A 17,848-nucleotide genomic window follows, 5' to 3' on the forward strand; every position below is an offset into this window, starting at 1 on the left:
GGAGGCAACCGATGGCGGAATACGGTGTGCTGGTTCACGGCGCAGGGTGGGTCTCCACCGAACACGTGCGCGCCTATCAACGCAATCCCTACACGGAGGTTGTCGCTATCTGCAGCCGCACCCGCGAGAGCGCGGAAAGGTTGAAAGAGACTACCGGCGCGGTCAACGCAAAGATTTACACTGACTACGAGCAGGCGCTGGCAGACGCGAACGTGCATCTGGTCTCCATCTGCACCCCGCCAAACCTTCACCCGCGCGAGACCATTCTGGCGGCGCAGGCAGGAAAGCATATCCTGATAGAAAAAGCGGTCGCCAACAGCCGCGAGGAGCTGATCGAGATGGTCAAAGCAGTGCGGCAGGCGGGTGTGAAGACAGTGGTGAGCTTCGTGTTGCACTGGAACCCGCAGTTCATGACCATCAAGCGGCTGCTGGAGCAAAACGCCATCGGACGCATCTTCTACGCGGAGGTGGACTACTGGCATCACATTGGCCCGCACTACCGCCAGTACGAGTGGAACGTCAAGAAGAGCGTGGCACGCAGTTCCTTCCTGAGCGCGGGTTGCCACGCGGTGGACGCCATCCGCTACTTCGTGCAGGATGAGATCGACGAGGTGATGGCGTACTCCAACAACACCGACCCTAACTACGAGTACGATACGAACGTGGTGGCGGCGGTGCGGTTCCGCGGCGGCGCGATTGGCAAACTGTCGTCCATTCTGGATTGCCGGTGCCCGTATGCGTTCAACATCGACCTGCTGGGCGAGCGGGGAACCCTGCGCGACAACCGCATCTGGGCGAAGGACCTGTTCCCCGGACAGACGGACTGGATTACGGTTCCCACCATCCGTCCCGACAGCGGCGATGTGACGCACCACCCCTTCCACGGCGAGATCGACCACTTCGTGGACTGCGTGCGCAACAACGTGGAGAGCCACGTCAGCCTGTTTGACGCCGCGAAGACGCATGAGGTCATCTACGCCATCGACGAATCGGCGGCGACGGGTAAGCCGGTGAAGGTGCGTTACGAGGCGTCGGCGGTGTGATGCGGCATAAGGGGTAAAGATGCATCGGTTCTGGGTTTTCTGCTACAAGGGAGGATGGTTTAGATGCGCGTTTTAGCGGTGGGCGCACATCCCGACGATATCGAAATCCTGTGCGCGGGCACCCTCCTGCGCTATCGGCAGCAGGGGCAAGAGGTGGTCATCTGCGTCGCCACCAACGGCGAGCAGGGGCACTTCGTGCTGAAGCCCGACGAACTGCGCCAAATCCGTCATCAGGAGGCAAAGGCTTCCGCCGACCTGTGCGGGGCGGAGCTTATCTGGATGGACATCCCTGATGAGTTCATCTACCACGACCACGCTACACGCATGGCGTTCATCGAGATGGTGCGCAAGGCAAGACCCGATGTGGTCATCACCCACAACCCGACGGACTATCACATGGACCATCGCGTGGTGTCGGAGTTGGTGTTCGTCAGCACCTTCATCGCCACGCTGCCGCATGTGGAGACCGAAAGCCCGCCCACGCCGCGCCTGCCAGTCATCTACTACATGGACAGCCTGGCGGGGGCGGAGTTTATCCCCACCGAATACGTGGACATCACGCCCGTCATCGAGCAGAAGATACAGATGATGGAGTGCCACCAGAGCCAGGTGAAGTGGCTGCGGGAGCATGACAACATCGACATCACCGATTTCATCCGCGTGATGGGACGGTTTCGCGGGCTGAGCGCAGGCGTGATGTATGCCGAGGGCTTCCGTCGGCTCGAGGCGTGGGGGCGGGGTACCGTCACGCGCCTGTTGCCGTGAGCCGGGGGGGCGATGATAAAGCGATTTGCGAAGGTCCTCGCCGAGATAGCGATTGTGCTGGCGGCTGGGGGGATGATGCTGGCTATGGGGCAGGAGCTGCTTGCCAAACGCCACGTGGGCGGCGCGGTTATCTCCTTGGCAGACGGGCACGTGAGATGGATACGACTGCCGGAAGAGGAGCGGTGGGAAGTGGCGAACGAGCGCAAATAGACGGCGCGGCGGCTATCTCTCTTCCCAGACCACCTTCCCCGTGCGGAGCACTTCTGAAAGGAAGTCCGCAGGTTCCACCTGCTGCAGGTCTTCGGGAGAGGCGGCGATGGCTTCTATCGGTTCCCAAACGCGGGCGGCGGCAATCCCTAATGTCTCCAAACGGGCGCGAAGCCCCATCCCCTTGAAGTCGGAGGAGACCACCAGCAGGTCGATGTCACTGTAGTTGTCACCCTCCCCCCGAGCACGGGAGCCGAAAAGGATGACCTTCTGCGGATGCACGCCCAGTATCCTCAACTGCTCGCAGTAGCGCTGCACAATGGATTCTATGGAAGCTGCTCTTTGATCCATCGTAGAACCTCCTTGCTGTGCTGCAGGTACAGGCGAGCTATCGGCTCCGTGTATTCAGTGAGTGCCTGGGACAAATCCTGCGGGTATCTCGTGACAATGCTGGCGTCGCCTATCTTGCCGATAAACTCTGTGTGTTCCTGAGGTACCGGCAGCTGGGCAAGCTGAGCCAGAAGAATAAGATTATGCGTACGAGGTGGGGGTTGCGCAGTGCGCTCGGTAACAGCCGCCTTCAGCATCTTCTCAATGGCGAGGTGACAGAAAAATACGACGTACAAATACCTGCCCGCGACCAACATCTGCTCAGCAGTGTCTATATCATACTCTGCTTGTTTTACCCATTCCTGAGTCGCTTTGAACATTATGCTCACCACGCTAATCATATCAAAGGGGGCAAGGAAGCGCAAGATACTGCCCCAGTTCAGCCAGCGTCGGCAGCCGGAGGCTCTGGTCTGTGTTTCAAGGAAGCCACCTGCAAGAGTACATCTATATTGTGTGAAAGAGACGCGCGCGCAACCCACTACGTCGATGGTGGGAGCATTGTTTCTTCAAAACCCTTGCGCATCCCTGCAGGAAACCGGTGACTCTTTGCCTAAACACACCTTTAAGGAAGAGGTACCCCTCTTCACAGGCACGCGTGGTTATGTTATCATAAGGTAAAGCCAAACGCCGAAGAAGGTGGTAAACATGAAGGTGCGTTTCCTGTGGGCATGTTTCGCCCTGATCTGGCTGGAGGTTTTCGGGACGGCGGCGTGGAGCCAGCCGAAGGTGGATCCGGAGGTTGCGGAAGCGTACAAACGACTGGCTGGAGCCGTGTCCTCACAGCGCATCCGCCAGACGGTATATCAGCTCTCCTCGTATCCATCCCGTGTGGCAGGATACCCGGGCTCGGAAGCGGCGGCGAATTGGATTGAGGAGCAGTTCCGCCAGATTGGACTGCAGCGGGTGACCACGGAGGAGTTCGCAGTTACCGTTCCCGTAGACAAGGGCGCGAAACTGCGCGTGGGCAACCGTGAGTTTCCGCTGTACGCAATGTGGCCCAATTTGGTGCGAACCTCGCAGCTGCCACCAGAAGGCATCACGGGTCCCGTCATCTACGCGCGCGACGGCAAACTGCCCAACTTCAGCGGAAAGAACGTGGAAGGCAGCATCGTGCTGGTCGACTTCAACTGCGGTACCGACTGGCTGAACGCGCCGCGCCTTGGAGCGAAGGCAGTCATCTTCATCGAACCGAACGCCACCATGCGCGGCGAGGCGGAGTCCAAGTTCATCGGCATTCCGGTCACCGTGCCGCGCTTTTACATCCGCAAGAGCGACGCCGCGCCTCTGCTTGCGCTCACTGCCGAGCAGCGCGAGGTGAAAGGCACGCTCTTCTGCAACATGCCCTGGGAGCGACGCACCACCCGCAACATCATCGGCTGGATAGAGGGCTCCGACCCGAAGTTTAAGAACCAGATTATCGTCATCTCCGCCTACTATGATGCGATGTCCGCCGTGCCCGCACTCGCTCCGGGTGCGGAGAGCGCGTGTGGACTTGCCGGACTGCTGGAGGTCGCGCGCGCCTACAAAGCCAATCCGCCCAAGCGCACCATCATGTTCCTCGCCACCAGCGCGCACTTCCTCTCCCTGCAGGGCGTGCGGGAGTGGATGGACCGGCACATGTTCGAGCTGGAACGCCCCAACGTCGGGCAGCGGCTGGTCAACTCGCTCATCAGCACCATCGGTATCAAGCCAAAGCAGAAGAAGCTGCTGGACATCTACCTGTTCCTGTCGCTGGACCTCTCCAGCAAGTCGCGGCAGGTGGGTCTGTTCTATAAAGGCTACTTCTACGATATGCGCGAGGACGTGCAGAACCGCTTTTCGGATACCGCGCGCATCTGCCGCGAAAACGCCGAGAAGGTGGGCTACGTGCTGGGCTTCGACCATAGAAAGGCGTTTGCCGACGGGGTCAACCCGGTGGAGGGCAAGAACTGGCGCAACTACCTGCCCGGCAAGTTCGCCTTCGACGCGGAGGTGGTGACGCTATCCGGCGCGAACGGCATGACCTTCTGTACTACCGACGACTCGCGCGCGCTGGTGGATACACCGTTTGATACGCCGGAAAAGGTCAACATAGCTAACGTCACTCGCCAGACGAAGCTGATTGCCTGTCTGCTGTATCATATCCTGAACGACACCAACGCGCCCGGCGAGCTGAACGTGCCGCGCTTCCCCATCTCCGAACCCGGCAACTTCCAGACGATGGGTTTGCAGGGTGGATTCGGCACGCTGGACGGACAGGTGGTGCTGTTTGACCCGCGCAAGAGCTTCATCCCCAACCAGCCAGTGCCTGGGTCGCTGGCGGTAGTGCGTCATGCCACCAAGACCTTCATGGGCGTGCGCGGCAACATGATCCAGAAGGTGGGCGACGATGCTTACTTCCGCTTCCCCGGCATCCCGCCCATCACTGCCTATGGCTGGAACCGGATGACCAGCATCGCCGCCTACCGCCTGAACGAGCAAACCGGCGAGATTGAGTTCGCGCCGGACCTGGGCGTTACGGGTGCCTCGGAGTATGCCATAGATTTCACCATGTCCACCGGGCGCAAGACCACCCGCATCGTCGTCTTCCGCTGTGTGCCGACGTCTATCTATGACCTGGTAGACCAGCAGGCACTGCGTGCGCTGACCACGATGGAGGTGCTGGACGGCGAGACGAACGGACAGCCGCGCATGTACGGCTACACACTGGCGACCGTGCAGGACTACTCGTTGACCTCCTATGTGGAGGATGTGGCAGTGGTGTTCGCACAGCCCGGTTCGCGCATCAAGATTATGATGGGCGTGGGCCCTGGAGCCACGCGCTTCCTGCTGATTAACTCCACGCCTCAGAAGCCGGAGGGTGAGGGGTATCTGGTGGCAGGCAGCGCAGAGGAGGCGCAGGGATTTGTGGTGCGCACCTTCTCGGAGCGGGAGCTGACCGAACGCGACCTGATTGCGCGCGGCGGCACCATCGCCAACACCGCCCTGCGGGTGGCGGAAGACATGTGGAACCTGGATGAGTGGCGGATGAGCCGCCTGCGCCAGTTCCGCATCATTAACGAAGGACTGGAGCAGCTGCACGGGCTGGCGAAAGAGCATCTGGACAAAGCCCGCGCCGCGCTGGAGCGCAGAGATTACGCCACCTTCGACTCTTACGCCCGTGCGGCATGGGGCTACGAAGCGCGTGCCTATCCCGACGTGCAGGCAACCGCCAACGACGTGGTGCGCGGTGTCATCTTCTATATGTTCCTGCTGATGCCCTTCGCCTACTTTATGGAGCGGTTGCTGTTCGGCTTCAGCGACCTGAAACGCCAGCTGTTGGCTGCATTCATCATCTTCCTGCTGGTGTTCTTCGCTTTCAGCCAGATACACCCGGCGTTCCAGCTGGTGAGCAACCTGTTTGTGGTGCTGCTGGCGTTCATCATGCTGGCGCTGTCGCTGCTGGTTACCTTCATGGTCGCGGGCAAGTTCGAGGAGCAGCTCAAGCAGCTCAACCGGCAGATTAGCGGCATCCACCGTGCGGACATCGGACGGGTGAGTGTGGCCTTTGCCGCGTTCAATCTGGGTGTGTCCAACATGCGCCGGCGCAAGGCGCGCACCCTGCTCACCAGCATCACACTGGTTTTGCTCACGTTCATTGTGCTGTCGTTCACCTCTATCGTGAACGTGTTGCGCTTCAACAAGGTTCCTGCACCAGGCACGCCCCTGTATAACGGTATCATGATTCGCACCGCGCTGTGGGAGCCTCTGCAGGAGCCTGCGTACCGACTGCTGCAGGATGAGTTCCGTGACAGGGCGGTGGCTCCCCGCTCGTGGTTCTTTGGCGCGGCGTTCGGCGAACAGTCGTTCCTTACCCTGCGACGAGGCGACCGCCAGTACGACGCCAAGGCGGCGGTGGGTTTATCGCCTGCCGAGGCAGAGGTCACGCAACCTCAGAAAGCCCTGGTGGCGGGACGCTGGTTCCGGGAGGGCGACCGCTACGTGGCTATCGTGCCCACGGCGATTGCCCAGCAACTGCGCATCGAGCCGGCGGACGTGGGTAAAGCGAAGGTCAACTTCAGCGGCGTGGACTATACGGTCATTGGCATTCTGGATAGCCAGAAGTTCAAGCAGATTACCGACCTCGACCGCGAGCCGCTGACACCGGTAGACTTCATCCTGATGCAGAAGATGCAGCGACAGGGAGCGGGCGCAGGCGAGGCAGGATTCCGCGAGTACGTCCACCTCGAACCCGACGCCTGTTTCTACATCCCGTACAAGACGCTGATGAACATCGGTGGCGAAATCCGCAGCATCGCTATCTCCTTCGCAACGCCTGACGAGGTGCGAGTGGTTCTGGATAAGCTGATGCCGCGCCTGGGCTTGAATATCTACGCGGGTCAGGGCGACAGGACGTGGCGATACTCCACGCTCGCGGCGACGTCAGGACGGGGTATCGAGTTCGTCGTTATCCCGGTACTGATTGCTGCGCTTATCGTGTTGCAGACCATGCTGAGCAGCGTATACGAGCGCGTGAAGGAGATACATATTTTCTCATCGCTGGGGTTATCGCCCACGCACATCGGTTTGCTGTTCCTTGCGGAGGCGATGGTGTACGCCATCCTCGGCTCGGTGACGGGTTACTTCCTGGGTCAGCTCAGCGCGAAGATTATCGTATGGCTGAACGTGCCGGGGCTGTACCTGAACTTCTCGTCGATGGCGGCGGTGGTCTCCACGCTGATTGTGGTGGCAACGGTACTGGGGTCTACCATCTACCCCGCCCGCAAAGCGTCGGAGGTGGCGACGCCTGCCCTGGAGCGCACCTGGCGCGTGCCCGAGCCGGAAGGCGACGTGTGGCGCATCCCGATGCCCTTCTCGGTGACTCGCGTGCAGGCGGCTGGCTTGAACTCGTTCCTGAGCGAGTGGCTGCAGGCTTATGAGGAGTACTCCATCGGCGACTTCGTGACGCAGGGCGTGAAAGCGGAAGAGTACGAGTACGACGGCGGCACCGCCTATCGCATCACCTGTACGGCATGGGTCGCGCCCTTTGACCTCGGTGTGAGTCAGAACGTGGAGATCGAAGCCACCCCCACCGACATGCCCGATGTGTACGACCTGCACCTGACGCTGACACGCCTGAGCGGCGACATCGCCAACTGGAAGCGCGTGAACCGTCGCTTCCTGAACACCCTGCGCAAACAGTTCCTCATCTGGCGGACGCTGCGCCAGGAGGAGCGCGAACGCTACCTGCAGAAGACCGATGGGCGACAGGCGGCGGGCGTGCCCAGCACACAACCGGCAACAGGTGCTTAGGCTGTAAGGAGGACATGCGCTCGCGGAGGGAACCGAGTTGGGATACTACGTGATTGCACAGGACGGCAATCGCTACGGTCCGGCGGACATACCCACCCTGCAGCAGTGGGTGAGGGAGGGGCGTATCGCGCCCAATACCACGCTGGAAGACGAATTCACGGGCACGCAAATACGGGCGAGCCTGCTACCGGAGCTGAGCCATCTGTTCCCGAGCCAGACCGTCCCACCCGGCGATAGTTACCGGCAACCTCCACCAATGGCCGGCGGGGGACCGAGCAGCAGGGCGACGACCGCGCTGGTGCTGGGGATACTCGGCTTGCTGTGCTGTGGGTTGCTGGGTATCCCGGCGATGATTATCGGCAAGCAGGAGATGAACAGCATCGATCAGGGGTTGGCTCCTGTGGAAGGGCGCGGTTTAGCACAGGCAGGATATATCCTGGGCATTGTATCGCTGGCGATTTGGGTGTTGGGCATGCTGGCATGGCTGGCAGCTTTCAGTTCGATGACGGCACTGCGGTGACTGTTGAAGGATTTAAAGATGCGGCAAGCGTGGCTCCTGGCGACGGTGCTGGGGATCATCTGGACGGCGGCTTATTTTCTGAAGCCGTATGTGGAGCACACGCCCGTGCTGTGTACCTTTCGGATGGTGACGGGTAAGCCCTGTCCGACCTGCGGAATGACGCGCGCTACCTGTGCGCTCGCACACGGGGAATGGGCAAAAGCGATGGCGTATCACCCGCTGGTGATACCTTTCTGGCTAACGCTGGTGACGTTGTTGTGGACGCATCTGGTGATGCCGTTAGCCCTGCAGACGCAGCGGTGGCGTATGGTGAGTGCGTGGGCGTTTATCGGCGTGGTCGGAGTGGGATTCATGTTGCGGATAGTGGAGTGGATCTCGGGATGAGTCCTTGAGGTTGCCCTCACCCCCAGCTCCTCTCCCGTAGCTTCGCGAGAGGGGAAAGGGCAGTCTTTGGGATGGGCATTGTTTGAAAAACATGAGGCTGTGCTGTAACGAGTGGATGTCGTTCAAAATCGGTCGAAGGAGGGTTCAAACCGTTGGCAATTCGGGATGAAATCGCCTTAGCGCGTGAAACGGCGGAGACACAATCTGTAGAGGCGGGGCAACGTTTCGAAGAGGGGTTTACTGTCCGCACGGCGATTGGTACCCTGTTTATCGCCTTCATCATGTTGCCCGGCGCGTTGTATCTTGGGCTGGTTGCCGGGCAGGGGCTGGGTCCCGCGGCGCAATGGGTGACCATCGTGTTATTCGCTGAGGTGGCTCGCCGTTCGTTCGCGCCACTGAAGAAGCAGGAGATTTACATCCTGTTTTACGTGGCATCTTCACTGACAGTGTTGATGTCCGGTGGTATTGGCCTCTCCGGCGGACCGTTTGGCTGGCTGATATGGAACCAGTATTTCATCCAGTCGCCTCCCGCGACGCCGATAGCCGACCAGATTCCCACATGGGCGGTGCCTCGTCCGGATAGTCTGGCGATTTTGCACCGTAGCTTCTTCCACCGCGACTGGCTCATTCCGATTGTGCTGCTGATTACCAACGAAATCTTCGGGCGCATGATGTGGATGGGACTGGGTTACGCCTTGTTCCGCATCACCAACGACGTGGAGCGCTTGCCCTTCCCAATGGCGCCGGTCGCTGCCTCGGGTGCAACCGCTCTGGCGGAAGCAGGGCGCAAAGAGGAGTCATGGCGATGGCGCGTGTTCTCCACCGGCGCGGTCATCGGGCTGGTGTACGGCTTCTTCTATCTGGCGATACCCATCTTCACCAGCGTGCTATTCGGTAGAGCCTTCATGCTCATCCCGATACCCTTCTTTGACCTGGTGCCCAACACCGAGCATATCCTGCCCGCGGCTTTGACCGGTTTGTCTGGCGACCTGGGTCTGGTGCTGGTCGGTTTCGTCATCCCAGCCCCCATCGTTATCGGCAGCGCGACCGCCAGCATCTTGTGTCAGATTTTCGCCAACCCCATCCTGCAGCGGATGGGACTGTTGCCGGACTGGTACCCGGGCATGAGTACCATCCAGACCTCGCTCACGGTGAACATGAACTTCTGGCTCAGCGTGGGCATCGGCGTGCAGCTAGCGGTGGCGTTCATCGGTATTGTCGCCGTGGTGCGCGTGCTGATTTTGCGCAAGCAGTTAATTGCCAATCGGGGCAGTTTCTCACAGATACCCGCTGGGCGCGGCGACAAAGCCAACACAGTGTACCTCGCCATCGGAGCGTGGCTGCTCGCCACGATTGGCGTGATTGTCATCGCCCACCAGCTGGTGCCGGGCTTCCCGCTGTGGATATTCATCTTCTTCGGGCTGGTGTGGACGCCAATTAACTCCTACATCTCGGCGCGAATGATCGCGTTGACGGGGCAGGGCGTAAGCTTCCCCTACCTGCGCGAAGCTACCATCCTGAAGACCGGGTACGACAGGGTGGACATCTGGTATGCACCGATGCCGCTGGCAGACCATGGCTGGGCGGCGCAGCGGTTCCGCGAGGTGGAACTGACAGGAACGCGCTTCACCAGCATCCTGTATGCGGAGGCGTTCATGCTGCCGGTGGTGCTTCTGGCAAGCTTCCTGTTCTGGGCGTTCTTCTGGCATACCAGCCAGATACCCTCCGCGCAGTATCCGTATGCGCAGAAGTTCTGGCCGCTCCATGCGCAGATGAACGCACTCTGGCAGCAGATTAACCTGAAGGGAAGCGATACAGGACAGTGGCTGCTGCGAGCGTTGCGCACAGACTACATTGTCGGCGGTTTCGCGGGTGGTCTCGCGCTGTTCGGTCTGTTTTCGGCGCTCAAGCTACCGTTACTGTTCTACTACGGCTTTGTCGGTGGCATTGGTGCGCTGCCGCACAACACTATACCCATGCTGTTAGGCACGATTTTAGGGCATCGCTATTTCGCCCGCCGCTTCGGCAAGGATCAGTGGCGCATGTGGGCGCCGGTACTGCTGGCGGGTTTCTCGTGCGGCATGGGGCTTATCGGTATGGCAGCGATCGCGCTGGCTATCATCGGAAGGTCGGTATCGTATTTGCCCTACTGATTATGATAGAATAAAGGTAGGGCACAGAAGTGCTGTGGAGGAGTTTCGATGCGTGAGGTAATTCAGATGTATTTCGGCTGGCAGGAAGCGTTACCGATTATCGTCATCATCGTCGTGCTGTTCGGAGCGCGCCGACTGCCGGAGCTGGCACGCTCGGTAGGCGAGAGCCTGCGCGAGTTCAAGAAAGCCACCTCCGAAGTGCTGGACGACGAACCGGCGCATTCCGCACCGGTGAAGACCGAGAAAAGTACCGAACAGCAGTCGTAAGGGCGAGGACTGAGCATAGCGTGAAACACGGGCTGGCACCGGAGCAGATAGTGGGGTGGCAAGGGGTCAGCCTGCGGGTACCTCCCGATTGGAGCGTAACCGGATTTCAGGGCGATGCAAAGGAGGGATATTTGCGCATCGATTCGCCGGGCACTCTGGTTGCAGAGGTGCGCTGGGCGCAGGCGAAAAAGGCAGTAAACGTGCGCAAACGGCTGGACGACTACCTGAATCTGGTAGAGCGTCAGGCGAAGAAGCGCAAAGTTCCCTTTACCGGACGCATCAAGCCATCGGAAGAGTGGGAAGGCGCGCTGGAGTTTAACTATCGCGCCGACCGAAAAGTGCGAGGTTTCATCCGGCAGTGTCCCTACTGCCGTCGAGTGGTGATCGCGCAGGTGAGCGGCGACAAGGACGATGCGGTGGTCAACGTCGCAAACCAGTTGCTGGACACCTTGCAGGACCACTCCGAAGACGGCTGGTGGACATGGGCACTGCTGGGACTGGTGGTGCGGTTGCCTGAGCGATTTGCGCTGGTGAAGTCGCAGGTGATGTCAGGCTACCTGATGTTGCAGTTCCGTAACCGCTACACAGAAGTCAGCGTGGAACGGTGGGGACTGGCGGATGTGACCTTGAAACGCTGGACGCTGGATGAGTGGGCACTGCAGGCGACGGAGTGGAGGCGCATCCGGGCGCAGCCCACGCAGGGCGAAGTGGAGGGACACCCTGCAGTGCATCTGACAGGGCTTCGCCGCTCGCCGACGATTTGGTTGCGCCGCAAGGTCGAGCGGTTCATCCTGCGCCGACCGCAGGAGATTCACGGTGCAGTGTGGCACTGCGAGCCGAGCAACCGTATTTACTCGGTGCGTGTGGAACGGGGCACGCAGGAGCTGCTGGAACAGATTGTCGCGAGTGTGCAGTGCCATTGAGCGTTCACGGGAGATTCTTTGTCATTCTGAGCGGAGCGAAGAATCTCGGAGATGCCTCACTGCGTTCGGCATAACAAAGGGCGCATGTTTCTGTGCTCAGCATGACGACGGGCAGATACTGAGCGAATAGCAGGTCAAATGGGACTGCGCGATTTTGTCGGCAAATTCATCCCGGCGGTGAAGCCGAAACCGGTTTTATCCCGGCAGGAGGCACTAACTGCCATTCCGGTGCGCAATCCGCTACTGGAATGGGAGCGTACGGAGGAAGGGGAGTTATTGCTGAAGGTGCCGGTCGAACAGCGTAGCCTGCTGATACGGTGGGCGATACTGGCGTTTCGGCTGCCACCGGTGCGTCATATTCAGCTGGACGAGGTAGGAGCTGCCGTGTGGGATCTGTGTGACGGCGAGCATACAGTGGAGTCCATTGTGCAACAGATGTGCAAACGCACACGCATGAGCCGTCGCGAGGTGGAAGCTTCGGTGAGCATGTTTTTGAAGATGTTAGCAGACCGCAGACTGGTGGCTTTCAAACGGGGAGGAAAGAAGAAGGTATGAGGAAAGACGGACGTGAGGTAGAACGCCTGCAGCTGCCGCTTCGGGTGGCGTTCCACATCAGTATGCAAAGCGTGCGTATCCGCTTCTGGCGCTCGGTGATTACCGCCGCTGGCACTGTGTTAGGCATCGCATTCTTGGTCTCCGTGTTGACAGCGATGATGATTCAGCGCAACTCGGGGGCGGTTACCGACCCTACCGAAAAGTACCGCATGACGTGGCTGGTCATTATGAGCCTGCTGGTCTGTCTGGTGGGTATCACCAACGCCATGTTGATGTCCGTCACCGAGCGATATAAGGAAATCGGCACGATGAAGTGTCTGGGAGCTTATGATATCTTCATCGTGGAGCTGTTCTTTATCGAGTCGGCGCTGGTGGGCTTCATCGCCTCGATTATTGGATGGTTCCTTGGGGTTTTTGCGGTGGTGCTCGTCAAGCTGTTCGGCGAGGGCTTTAAGGTTTTCGGCTGGATTTCTCCGGGGGAGGTGTTTCTGTATCTTCTCCTATCCATAGTCATCGGCACACTGTTGTCAGTGATTGCCACTATTATTCCTGCGCAGGTGGCGGCGCGGATGCCTGCGGCTGCTGCACTGCGCGTGGAAGTCTAACAAGGGGGTGCATCTATGGCGGTTCAGCCACAGACGAATCAGACCACTGCCACCAGCACCGAGTATATCGTGCGGTGCAAAGATGTGGTGAAAGAGTATCTGATGGGCACGCAGGTGGTGCGTGCGCTGAACGGTGTCACGCTGGACATCGTTCGGGGGGAGTATCTCTCTATCATGGGTCCCTCTGGCTCCGGCAAGTCCACGCTGTTCAACATGATTGGTGGACTGGACAAGCCCACCAGCGGTTCGGTGTTCATCAACGACGTGGACATGGCGCAGCTGGATGCTCAGGAACTGGCGTTCCTGCGCTGTCGCACCATCGGCTACATCTTCCAGACGTTTAACCTCATTCCGGTGATGACCGCGCTGGAGAACGTGATGCTGCCGATGATTTTCGGTGGTCTGTCCACCGATGAAGCGATTGATCGGGGTATCGAACTGCTGAAGCTGGTGGGACTGGGCGAGCGTCTGCACCACAAACCCAGCGAGCTTTCCGGCGGTCAGCAGCAACGTGTGGCAATTGCCCGTGCGCTGGCAAACAACCCGCAAATCATTCTGGCGGACGAACCAACAGGTAACCTGGACCTGCGCACAGGTAAAGAGATTATCGAGCTGCTGCGCCAGTTGAACAAAGAGCAGGGAGTGACCATCATCTCCGCGACGCATGACCTCAAGATGGTGGACGTTTCTGACCGCATCGTGTGGATTCGCGACGGGCGCATCGACCGTGTGGAGGAGCGCGCTGCCGTCGAGGTGCATGTTGGCGACGTGGAAGGCACCCCCGGGTAGACGCAGGCTTGGGTATCGCGCAAAATCGGGCAGGGCGCTACCGCATGTGGTGTCCTGCCTGTGTTCGCCTTTGTATGTTACTGTTGGAACCGGAGGGGGTGCATCCCGATAACCTGCAGTCAAGCGAGCGTTCCAGACTGAAGGACACAAACGCTGTTAGAAGAGGAACCGTGCGATGAATATGCCCTTGATACGCCCGAATGTGTTGCAGCTGGAGCCTTATAGCCCCGGCAAGCCCATTGATGAGGTCAAGCGCGAGCTAGGGTTGACGGATGTAGTCAAACTGGCGTCCAACGAAAACCCGCTGGGTCCCTCGCCGCGCGCGATTGAGGCAGCGATGCAGGCGATGCAGTCGGTCAACCTGTATCCCGATGGCAGCTGCTTCGAACTGCGGCAGGCGGTAGCGAAGCATGTGAAAGTGCCAGCGGAGTGCCTGCTGTTCGGCAACGGCTCGGACGAACTGATACACTTTATCGGCTTGACCTTTCTGATGCCCGGCGATGAGGTGATTACGGGCCACCCTTCGTTTGTGCGGTATGAGGCGGCGGCGCAGCTCAACAACGCGCCTTTGCACCTTGTGCCCTTGCGAGAGCATCGTTTCGACCTGCCTGCTATTCTGGAGCGCGTGAACGACCGTACCAAGCTCATCTTTATCGCCAACCCCAACAATCCGACGGGTACCATCGTGACCGCCGAGGAGGTGGAGGCGTTCATGAACGCCCTGCCGGAGCATGTCGTGGTAGTGTGGGATCAGGCATATCAGGAGTACGTTTCGCGTGCCGACTACCCGGACACCCTGCGCTATGTTCGCGAAGGTCGCAACGTCATTGTGCTACGTACCTTCTCGAAGGCGTACGCGCTGGCAGGATTGCGTGTGGGCTATGCGATTGCCCGACCGGAGATTATCGACGCCATGAACCGCGTGCGCGAGCCGTTTAACGTCAATAGTGTGGCGCAAGCCGCCGCGCTGGCAGCGTTGCAGGACCACGAACATCTTCGCAGGGCGGTGGAGTTAAACAGGCACGGGCTGGAGTACTTTTACCGCCACTTCGAACGCTTGGGCTTGCGCTATGTGCGCAGTGAGGCGAACTGCGTGATGGTGGACCTTGCCAGGGATAGCAAACCGGTCTTTGACCAGCTGCTGCGCAAAGGGGTCATCGTCCGCACGGGACACATTTTCGGCTTGCCCACGTACCTGCGCATCACCACGGGCAAGCCCGAAGACAATGAACGCTTTATCAGTGCACTGGAGGAGGTTCTGCAAGCATGATTATCGTTCTGGACAAAAGCGCTACCCCAGAACAGATTGCCATCATTACCTCCAAGCTGGAGGAAGGGGGTTATCAGGCACATCCCATCTACGGCGTGGCGAAGACGGTGATCGGGGCTGTCGGTGTGCCTGAAGAGGAAAAGCCAGGCTATGTGGAGCAGTTTGAGGCGCTACCGTTTGTCGAGCGCGTCATCACGATTCTCGCGCCTTATAAGCTGGCGGCGAGACCTTACCGCCCGGAAGGTTCAGTGGTGACGGTAGCCGATACGGTTCCCATCGGGGGGGACCAGGTGTGTATCATGGCAGGCCCCTGCACGGTGGAGACGCCTGAGCAAACGCTTTCCACCGCTCGCGCGGTGAAGGAGGCAGGGGCGCACATGCTGCGCGGCGGTGCTTATAAACCCAGTACATCGCCCTACTCGTTCCAGGGGCTGGGTGTGGAAGGGCTGAAGATACTCGCGGAGGCGCGCAAGGAGACCGGCTTGCCGGTGGTTACCGAGGTGATGGACCCGCGCAATGTGGAGCTGGTGTGCCGGTATGCGGACATGCTGCAAATCGGCACGCGCAACATGCAGAACTACGACTTGCTGCGCGAGGTGGGCAAGACGCGCCATCCCGTGTTGCTGAAGCGAGGCATGTGGGCGCGGATTGACGAGTGGCTGATGGCGGCAGAATACATCATGAAGGGCGGAAACGAGAACGTGGTGCTGTGTGAGCGAGGTATCCGCACCTTCGAGACCGCCACCAGAAACACACTTGACCTGTCGGCGGTGGCAGTGGCTAAGCAAGAATCGCACCTGCCGGTGATAGTTGACCCCAGCCAGGGCACGGGCAAGTGGCAACTGGTGACGGCTATGAGCCGTGCGGCGATTGCGGCTGGGGCGGACGGGCTGATTATCGAGGTGCATCCCCATCCTGAACAGGCATTGAAAGACGGCGCACAATCGTTGACCTTCGACAACTTCCGGCAGCTGATGGTGGAGGTGCGCGCCATCGCACAGGCTATGGGCAAGAGCATATAAGCCCCCGCTTTGACATTCGCGCCTTCTTTCCGTTATAATACAGTGAACATGCACGGAGGAAGCGCATGAACCATACCACCAAGGGCACGGTTGCCGTCATCGGGTCAGGACCGATTCGGATAGGACAGGGTATCGAGTTCGATTACTGCACGGTGCACTGCGTATGGGCGTTACAGGAAGCAGGATACCGTGCAGTTGTTATCAATAACAATCCCGAAACCGTCTCCACCGACTTCGACACCTCAGACAGCCTGTATTTCGAACCGCTGACGCTGGAAGACGTGCTGAACGTGCTCGAGCGCGAGCAGGCGGACGGCGTCATCGTGCAGTTTGGTGGGCAGACGGCAATCAATCTGGCGTTGCCTCTGCACCGCGCAGGTGTCAAGATATTTGGCACTTCGGCAGAGTCCATCGACATCGCCGAGGACCGCGATAAGTTCGAGCGCATTCTGCGCCAGCTGGGCATTCCCAAGCCGCCCGGACGCGCCGTGGTGTCGGTGGAACAGGCGATACAGGTGGCAGACGAGATAGGTTATCCCGTTCTGGTGCGTCCCTCCTTTGTGCTGGGCGGGCGCGCGATGGAGATTGTATACAATGAACCAGAGCTGCGCGACTACATGCGCTACGCGGTGGACGTCTCCCCTAAAGCGCCCATTCTGGTGGACAAGTATATCGTGGGCAAAGAGGCAGAGGTAGACGTCATCGCGGACGGCGTGGACTGCCTTGTGCCCGGAATCATGGAGCATATCGAGCGGGCGGGCGTGCACTCTGGAGATAGCATGGCGGTATATCCTCCGCAAACCCTGTCGCGCCACGTGCAGCAACAGATTGTGGACACGGCGATTGCTCTGGCGCGTGCGCTGAACGTGCGGGGTATCATGAACATCCAGTTCGTCGTTGCAGATGAGACCGCGTATGTGCTGGAGGCGAACCCGCGAGCGAGCCGCACCGTGCCTTATCTGTCGAAGATAACCAATATCCCGATGGTGAGCCTTGCAACACGCATGGCGATGGGACAGAGCCTGCGCGAACTGGGATACCAGTCGGGTCTGGCAGAGCCGACGCCACTCATCGCCGTCAAGGCGCCCGTGTTCTCCTTCCTGAAACTGACGCAGGTGGACCCTATTCTGGGACCGGAGATGAAGTCCACGGGCGAAGTCATGGGCGTGGATACCGACTACTCGCGCGCGCTGTACAAGGCAATGGTGGCAGCAGGTATCCAGTGCCCGCCAAAGGGCAACCTGCTGGTGACCATCGCTGACCCCGACAAGCGGGAGGCGCTGCCCATCGTGGAGGAGTTCATCGCGCTGGGCTTTCAGGTTTATGCGACGCGGGGCACGGCAAGCTTCCTGCGGGAGCACGGACTGGAAGCGACGCCCGTTTTCAAAATCAGCGAAGACGGCACACCGAACCTGTTGCAGCTCATCCGCGGGCGCAAGATAGACCTTCTCATCAACACACTGACCCGCGACCGACAGATCGAGCGAGAGGGGCAAATCATCCGCCGCGCCAGCGTGGAACAGGGTATCCCCTGCTTGACTTCGCTGGACACCGCCCGCGCCCTGCTGAAAGCGCTGGAGGCGCTGCGTCGCGGCGACGATTTCATCGTGCGTACGGTAGATGAATACGCCTACGGAGTCGAACTGACCCCCGCATAGCGGTTTTGGGTCGAGCCAGAGTTTGT

General features: G+C 59.7%; 17 protein-coding genes. 15 read left to right on the forward strand and 2 right to left on the reverse strand.

Features of this window, described 5'->3' with window-relative positions; translation table 11 throughout:
* Positions 1–11: 11 nt before the first annotated feature.
* The 3 genes from K6U75_09060 to K6U75_09070 all read left to right on the forward strand — a co-directional run bounded on the left by K6U75_09060 (position 12) and on the right by K6U75_09070 (position 2,018).
* Entirely contained in the window at positions 12–1,043 is a 1,032-nt protein-coding gene (locus tag K6U75_09060; GenBank protein ID MCL6475185.1) for a Gfo/Idh/MocA family oxidoreductase, read from the forward strand.
* A gap of 63 nt (positions 1,044–1,106) precedes the next feature.
* A complete protein-coding gene (locus tag K6U75_09065; protein MCL6475186.1) occupies positions 1,107–1,808 on the forward strand; it encodes a PIG-L family deacetylase in 702 nt (233 codons plus the stop codon).
* Positions 1,809–1,820: 12 nt separating this feature from the next.
* Entirely contained in the window at positions 1,821–2,018 is a 198-nt protein-coding gene (locus K6U75_09070; protein MCL6475187.1) for a hypothetical protein, read from the forward strand.
* 12 nt (positions 2,019–2,030) lie between these two features.
* On the opposite strand, the gene K6U75_09075 is transcribed toward K6U75_09070, so the two are convergent.
* Complete coding sequence (locus K6U75_09075) at positions 2,031–2,366, reverse strand: nucleotidyltransferase domain-containing protein (protein ID MCL6475188.1); 336 nt, start codon at positions 2,364–2,366, stop codon at positions 2,031–2,033.
* The gene (locus K6U75_09080) at positions 2,342–2,725 is read right to left on the reverse strand and encodes a HEPN domain-containing protein (GenBank protein ID MCL6475189.1); all 384 of its coding nucleotides are present in this window, start codon (positions 2,723–2,725) and stop codon (positions 2,342–2,344) included. Before K6U75_09080 ends, K6U75_09075 begins: the two co-directional genes overlap by 25 nt.
* 325 nt (positions 2,726–3,050) lie before the next feature.
* Here K6U75_09080 and K6U75_09085 point away from each other — a divergent pair, with 325 nt between their 5' ends.
* From K6U75_09085 to carB, 12 genes are all read left to right on the forward strand, one after another.
* A complete protein-coding gene (locus tag K6U75_09085) occupies positions 3,051–7,676 on the forward strand; it encodes a M28 family peptidase (GenBank protein MCL6475190.1) in 4,626 nt (1,541 codons plus the stop codon).
* A 37-nt stretch (positions 7,677–7,713) separates the two neighbouring features.
* Complete coding sequence (locus K6U75_09090; GenBank protein MCL6475191.1) at positions 7,714–8,196, forward strand: DUF4190 domain-containing protein; 483 nt, start codon at positions 7,714–7,716, stop codon at positions 8,194–8,196.
* 18 nt (positions 8,197–8,214) lie between these two features.
* Positions 8,215–8,580 (forward strand): DUF2752 domain-containing protein, encoded by a 366-nt coding sequence (locus tag K6U75_09095; GenBank protein MCL6475192.1) that lies wholly within the window; start codon positions 8,215–8,217, stop codon positions 8,578–8,580.
* 152 nt (positions 8,581–8,732) lie between these two features.
* Positions 8,733–10,733 (forward strand): peptide transporter, encoded by a 2,001-nt coding sequence (locus tag K6U75_09100; protein MCL6475193.1) that lies wholly within the window; start codon positions 8,733–8,735, stop codon positions 10,731–10,733.
* Positions 10,734–10,799: 66 nt separating this feature from the next.
* A complete protein-coding gene (locus K6U75_09105) occupies positions 10,800–11,000 on the forward strand; it encodes a twin-arginine translocase TatA/TatE family subunit (GenBank protein ID MCL6475194.1) in 201 nt (66 codons plus the stop codon).
* 20 nt (positions 11,001–11,020) lie between these two features.
* On the forward strand, positions 11,021–11,923 hold the full coding sequence (locus K6U75_09110) for a hypothetical protein (protein MCL6475195.1): 903 nt from the start codon (positions 11,021–11,023) through the stop codon (positions 11,921–11,923).
* Positions 11,924–12,061: 138 nt separating this feature from the next.
* Complete coding sequence (locus K6U75_09115; GenBank protein ID MCL6475196.1) at positions 12,062–12,478, forward strand: PqqD family protein; 417 nt, start codon at positions 12,062–12,064, stop codon at positions 12,476–12,478.
* Positions 12,475–13,083 carry an FtsX-like permease family protein gene (locus K6U75_09120; protein MCL6475197.1) on the forward strand — a complete coding sequence of 203 codons (609 nt, stop codon included), beginning with the start codon at positions 12,475–12,477 and terminating at the stop codon, positions 13,081–13,083. Before K6U75_09115 ends, K6U75_09120 begins: the two co-directional genes overlap by 4 nt.
* A 15-nt stretch (positions 13,084–13,098) precedes the next feature.
* The gene (locus tag K6U75_09125) at positions 13,099–13,872 is read left to right on the forward strand and encodes an ABC transporter ATP-binding protein (protein MCL6475198.1); all 774 of its coding nucleotides are present in this window, start codon (positions 13,099–13,101) and stop codon (positions 13,870–13,872) included.
* Positions 13,873–14,053: 181 nt separating this feature from the next.
* The gene (gene hisC / locus K6U75_09130; GenBank protein MCL6475199.1) at positions 14,054–15,142 is read left to right on the forward strand and encodes a histidinol-phosphate transaminase; all 1,089 of its coding nucleotides are present in this window, start codon (positions 14,054–14,056) and stop codon (positions 15,140–15,142) included.
* Positions 15,139–16,164 carry a 3-deoxy-7-phosphoheptulonate synthase gene (gene aroF / locus K6U75_09135; GenBank protein ID MCL6475200.1) on the forward strand — a complete coding sequence of 342 codons (1,026 nt, stop codon included), beginning with the start codon at positions 15,139–15,141 and terminating at the stop codon, positions 16,162–16,164. The genes hisC and aroF overlap by 4 nt, the downstream gene beginning before the upstream one ends.
* 65 nt (positions 16,165–16,229) lie before the next feature.
* Positions 16,230–17,822 (forward strand): carbamoyl-phosphate synthase large subunit, encoded by a 1,593-nt coding sequence (gene carB, locus K6U75_09140; GenBank protein ID MCL6475201.1) that lies wholly within the window; start codon positions 16,230–16,232, stop codon positions 17,820–17,822.
* The last annotated feature ends 26 nt before the right edge of the window (positions 17,823–17,848 follow it).

It is taken from the genome of Bacillota bacterium (assembly GCA_023511455.1).
Lineage (GTDB): Bacteria > Armatimonadota > HRBIN16 > HRBIN16 > HRBIN16 > HRBIN16.

Coding starts and splice junctions, on each gene's coding strand:
- K6U75_09080 (MCL6475189.1), bottom strand. CDS start 2,725: ATGTTCAAAGCGACTCAGGAATGGGTAAAACAAGCAGAGTATGATATA.
- K6U75_09105 (MCL6475194.1), top strand. CDS start 10,800: ATGTATTTCGGCTGGCAGGAAGCGTTACCGATTATCGTCATCATCGTC.
- K6U75_09125 (MCL6475198.1), top strand. CDS start 13,099: ATGGCGGTTCAGCCACAGACGAATCAGACCACTGCCACCAGCACCGAG.
- aroF (MCL6475200.1), top strand. CDS start 15,139: ATGATTATCGTTCTGGACAAAAGCGCTACCCCAGAACAGATTGCCATC.
- K6U75_09120 (MCL6475197.1), top strand. CDS start 12,475: ATGAGGAAAGACGGACGTGAGGTAGAACGCCTGCAGCTGCCGCTTCGG.
- hisC (MCL6475199.1), top strand. CDS start 14,054: ATGCCCTTGATACGCCCGAATGTGTTGCAGCTGGAGCCTTATAGCCCC.
- K6U75_09095 (MCL6475192.1), top strand. CDS start 8,215: ATGCGGCAAGCGTGGCTCCTGGCGACGGTGCTGGGGATCATCTGGACG.
- carB (MCL6475201.1), top strand. CDS start 16,230: ATGAACCATACCACCAAGGGCACGGTTGCCGTCATCGGGTCAGGACCG.
- K6U75_09075 (MCL6475188.1), bottom strand. CDS start 2,366: ATGGATCAAAGAGCAGCTTCCATAGAATCCATTGTGCAGCGCTACTGC.
- K6U75_09065 (MCL6475186.1), top strand. CDS start 1,107: ATGCGCGTTTTAGCGGTGGGCGCACATCCCGACGATATCGAAATCCTG.
- K6U75_09060 (MCL6475185.1), top strand. CDS start 12: ATGGCGGAATACGGTGTGCTGGTTCACGGCGCAGGGTGGGTCTCCACC.
- K6U75_09070 (MCL6475187.1), top strand. CDS start 1,821: ATGATAAAGCGATTTGCGAAGGTCCTCGCCGAGATAGCGATTGTGCTG.
- K6U75_09115 (MCL6475196.1), top strand. CDS start 12,062: ATGGGACTGCGCGATTTTGTCGGCAAATTCATCCCGGCGGTGAAGCCG.
- K6U75_09085 (MCL6475190.1), top strand. CDS start 3,051: ATGAAGGTGCGTTTCCTGTGGGCATGTTTCGCCCTGATCTGGCTGGAG.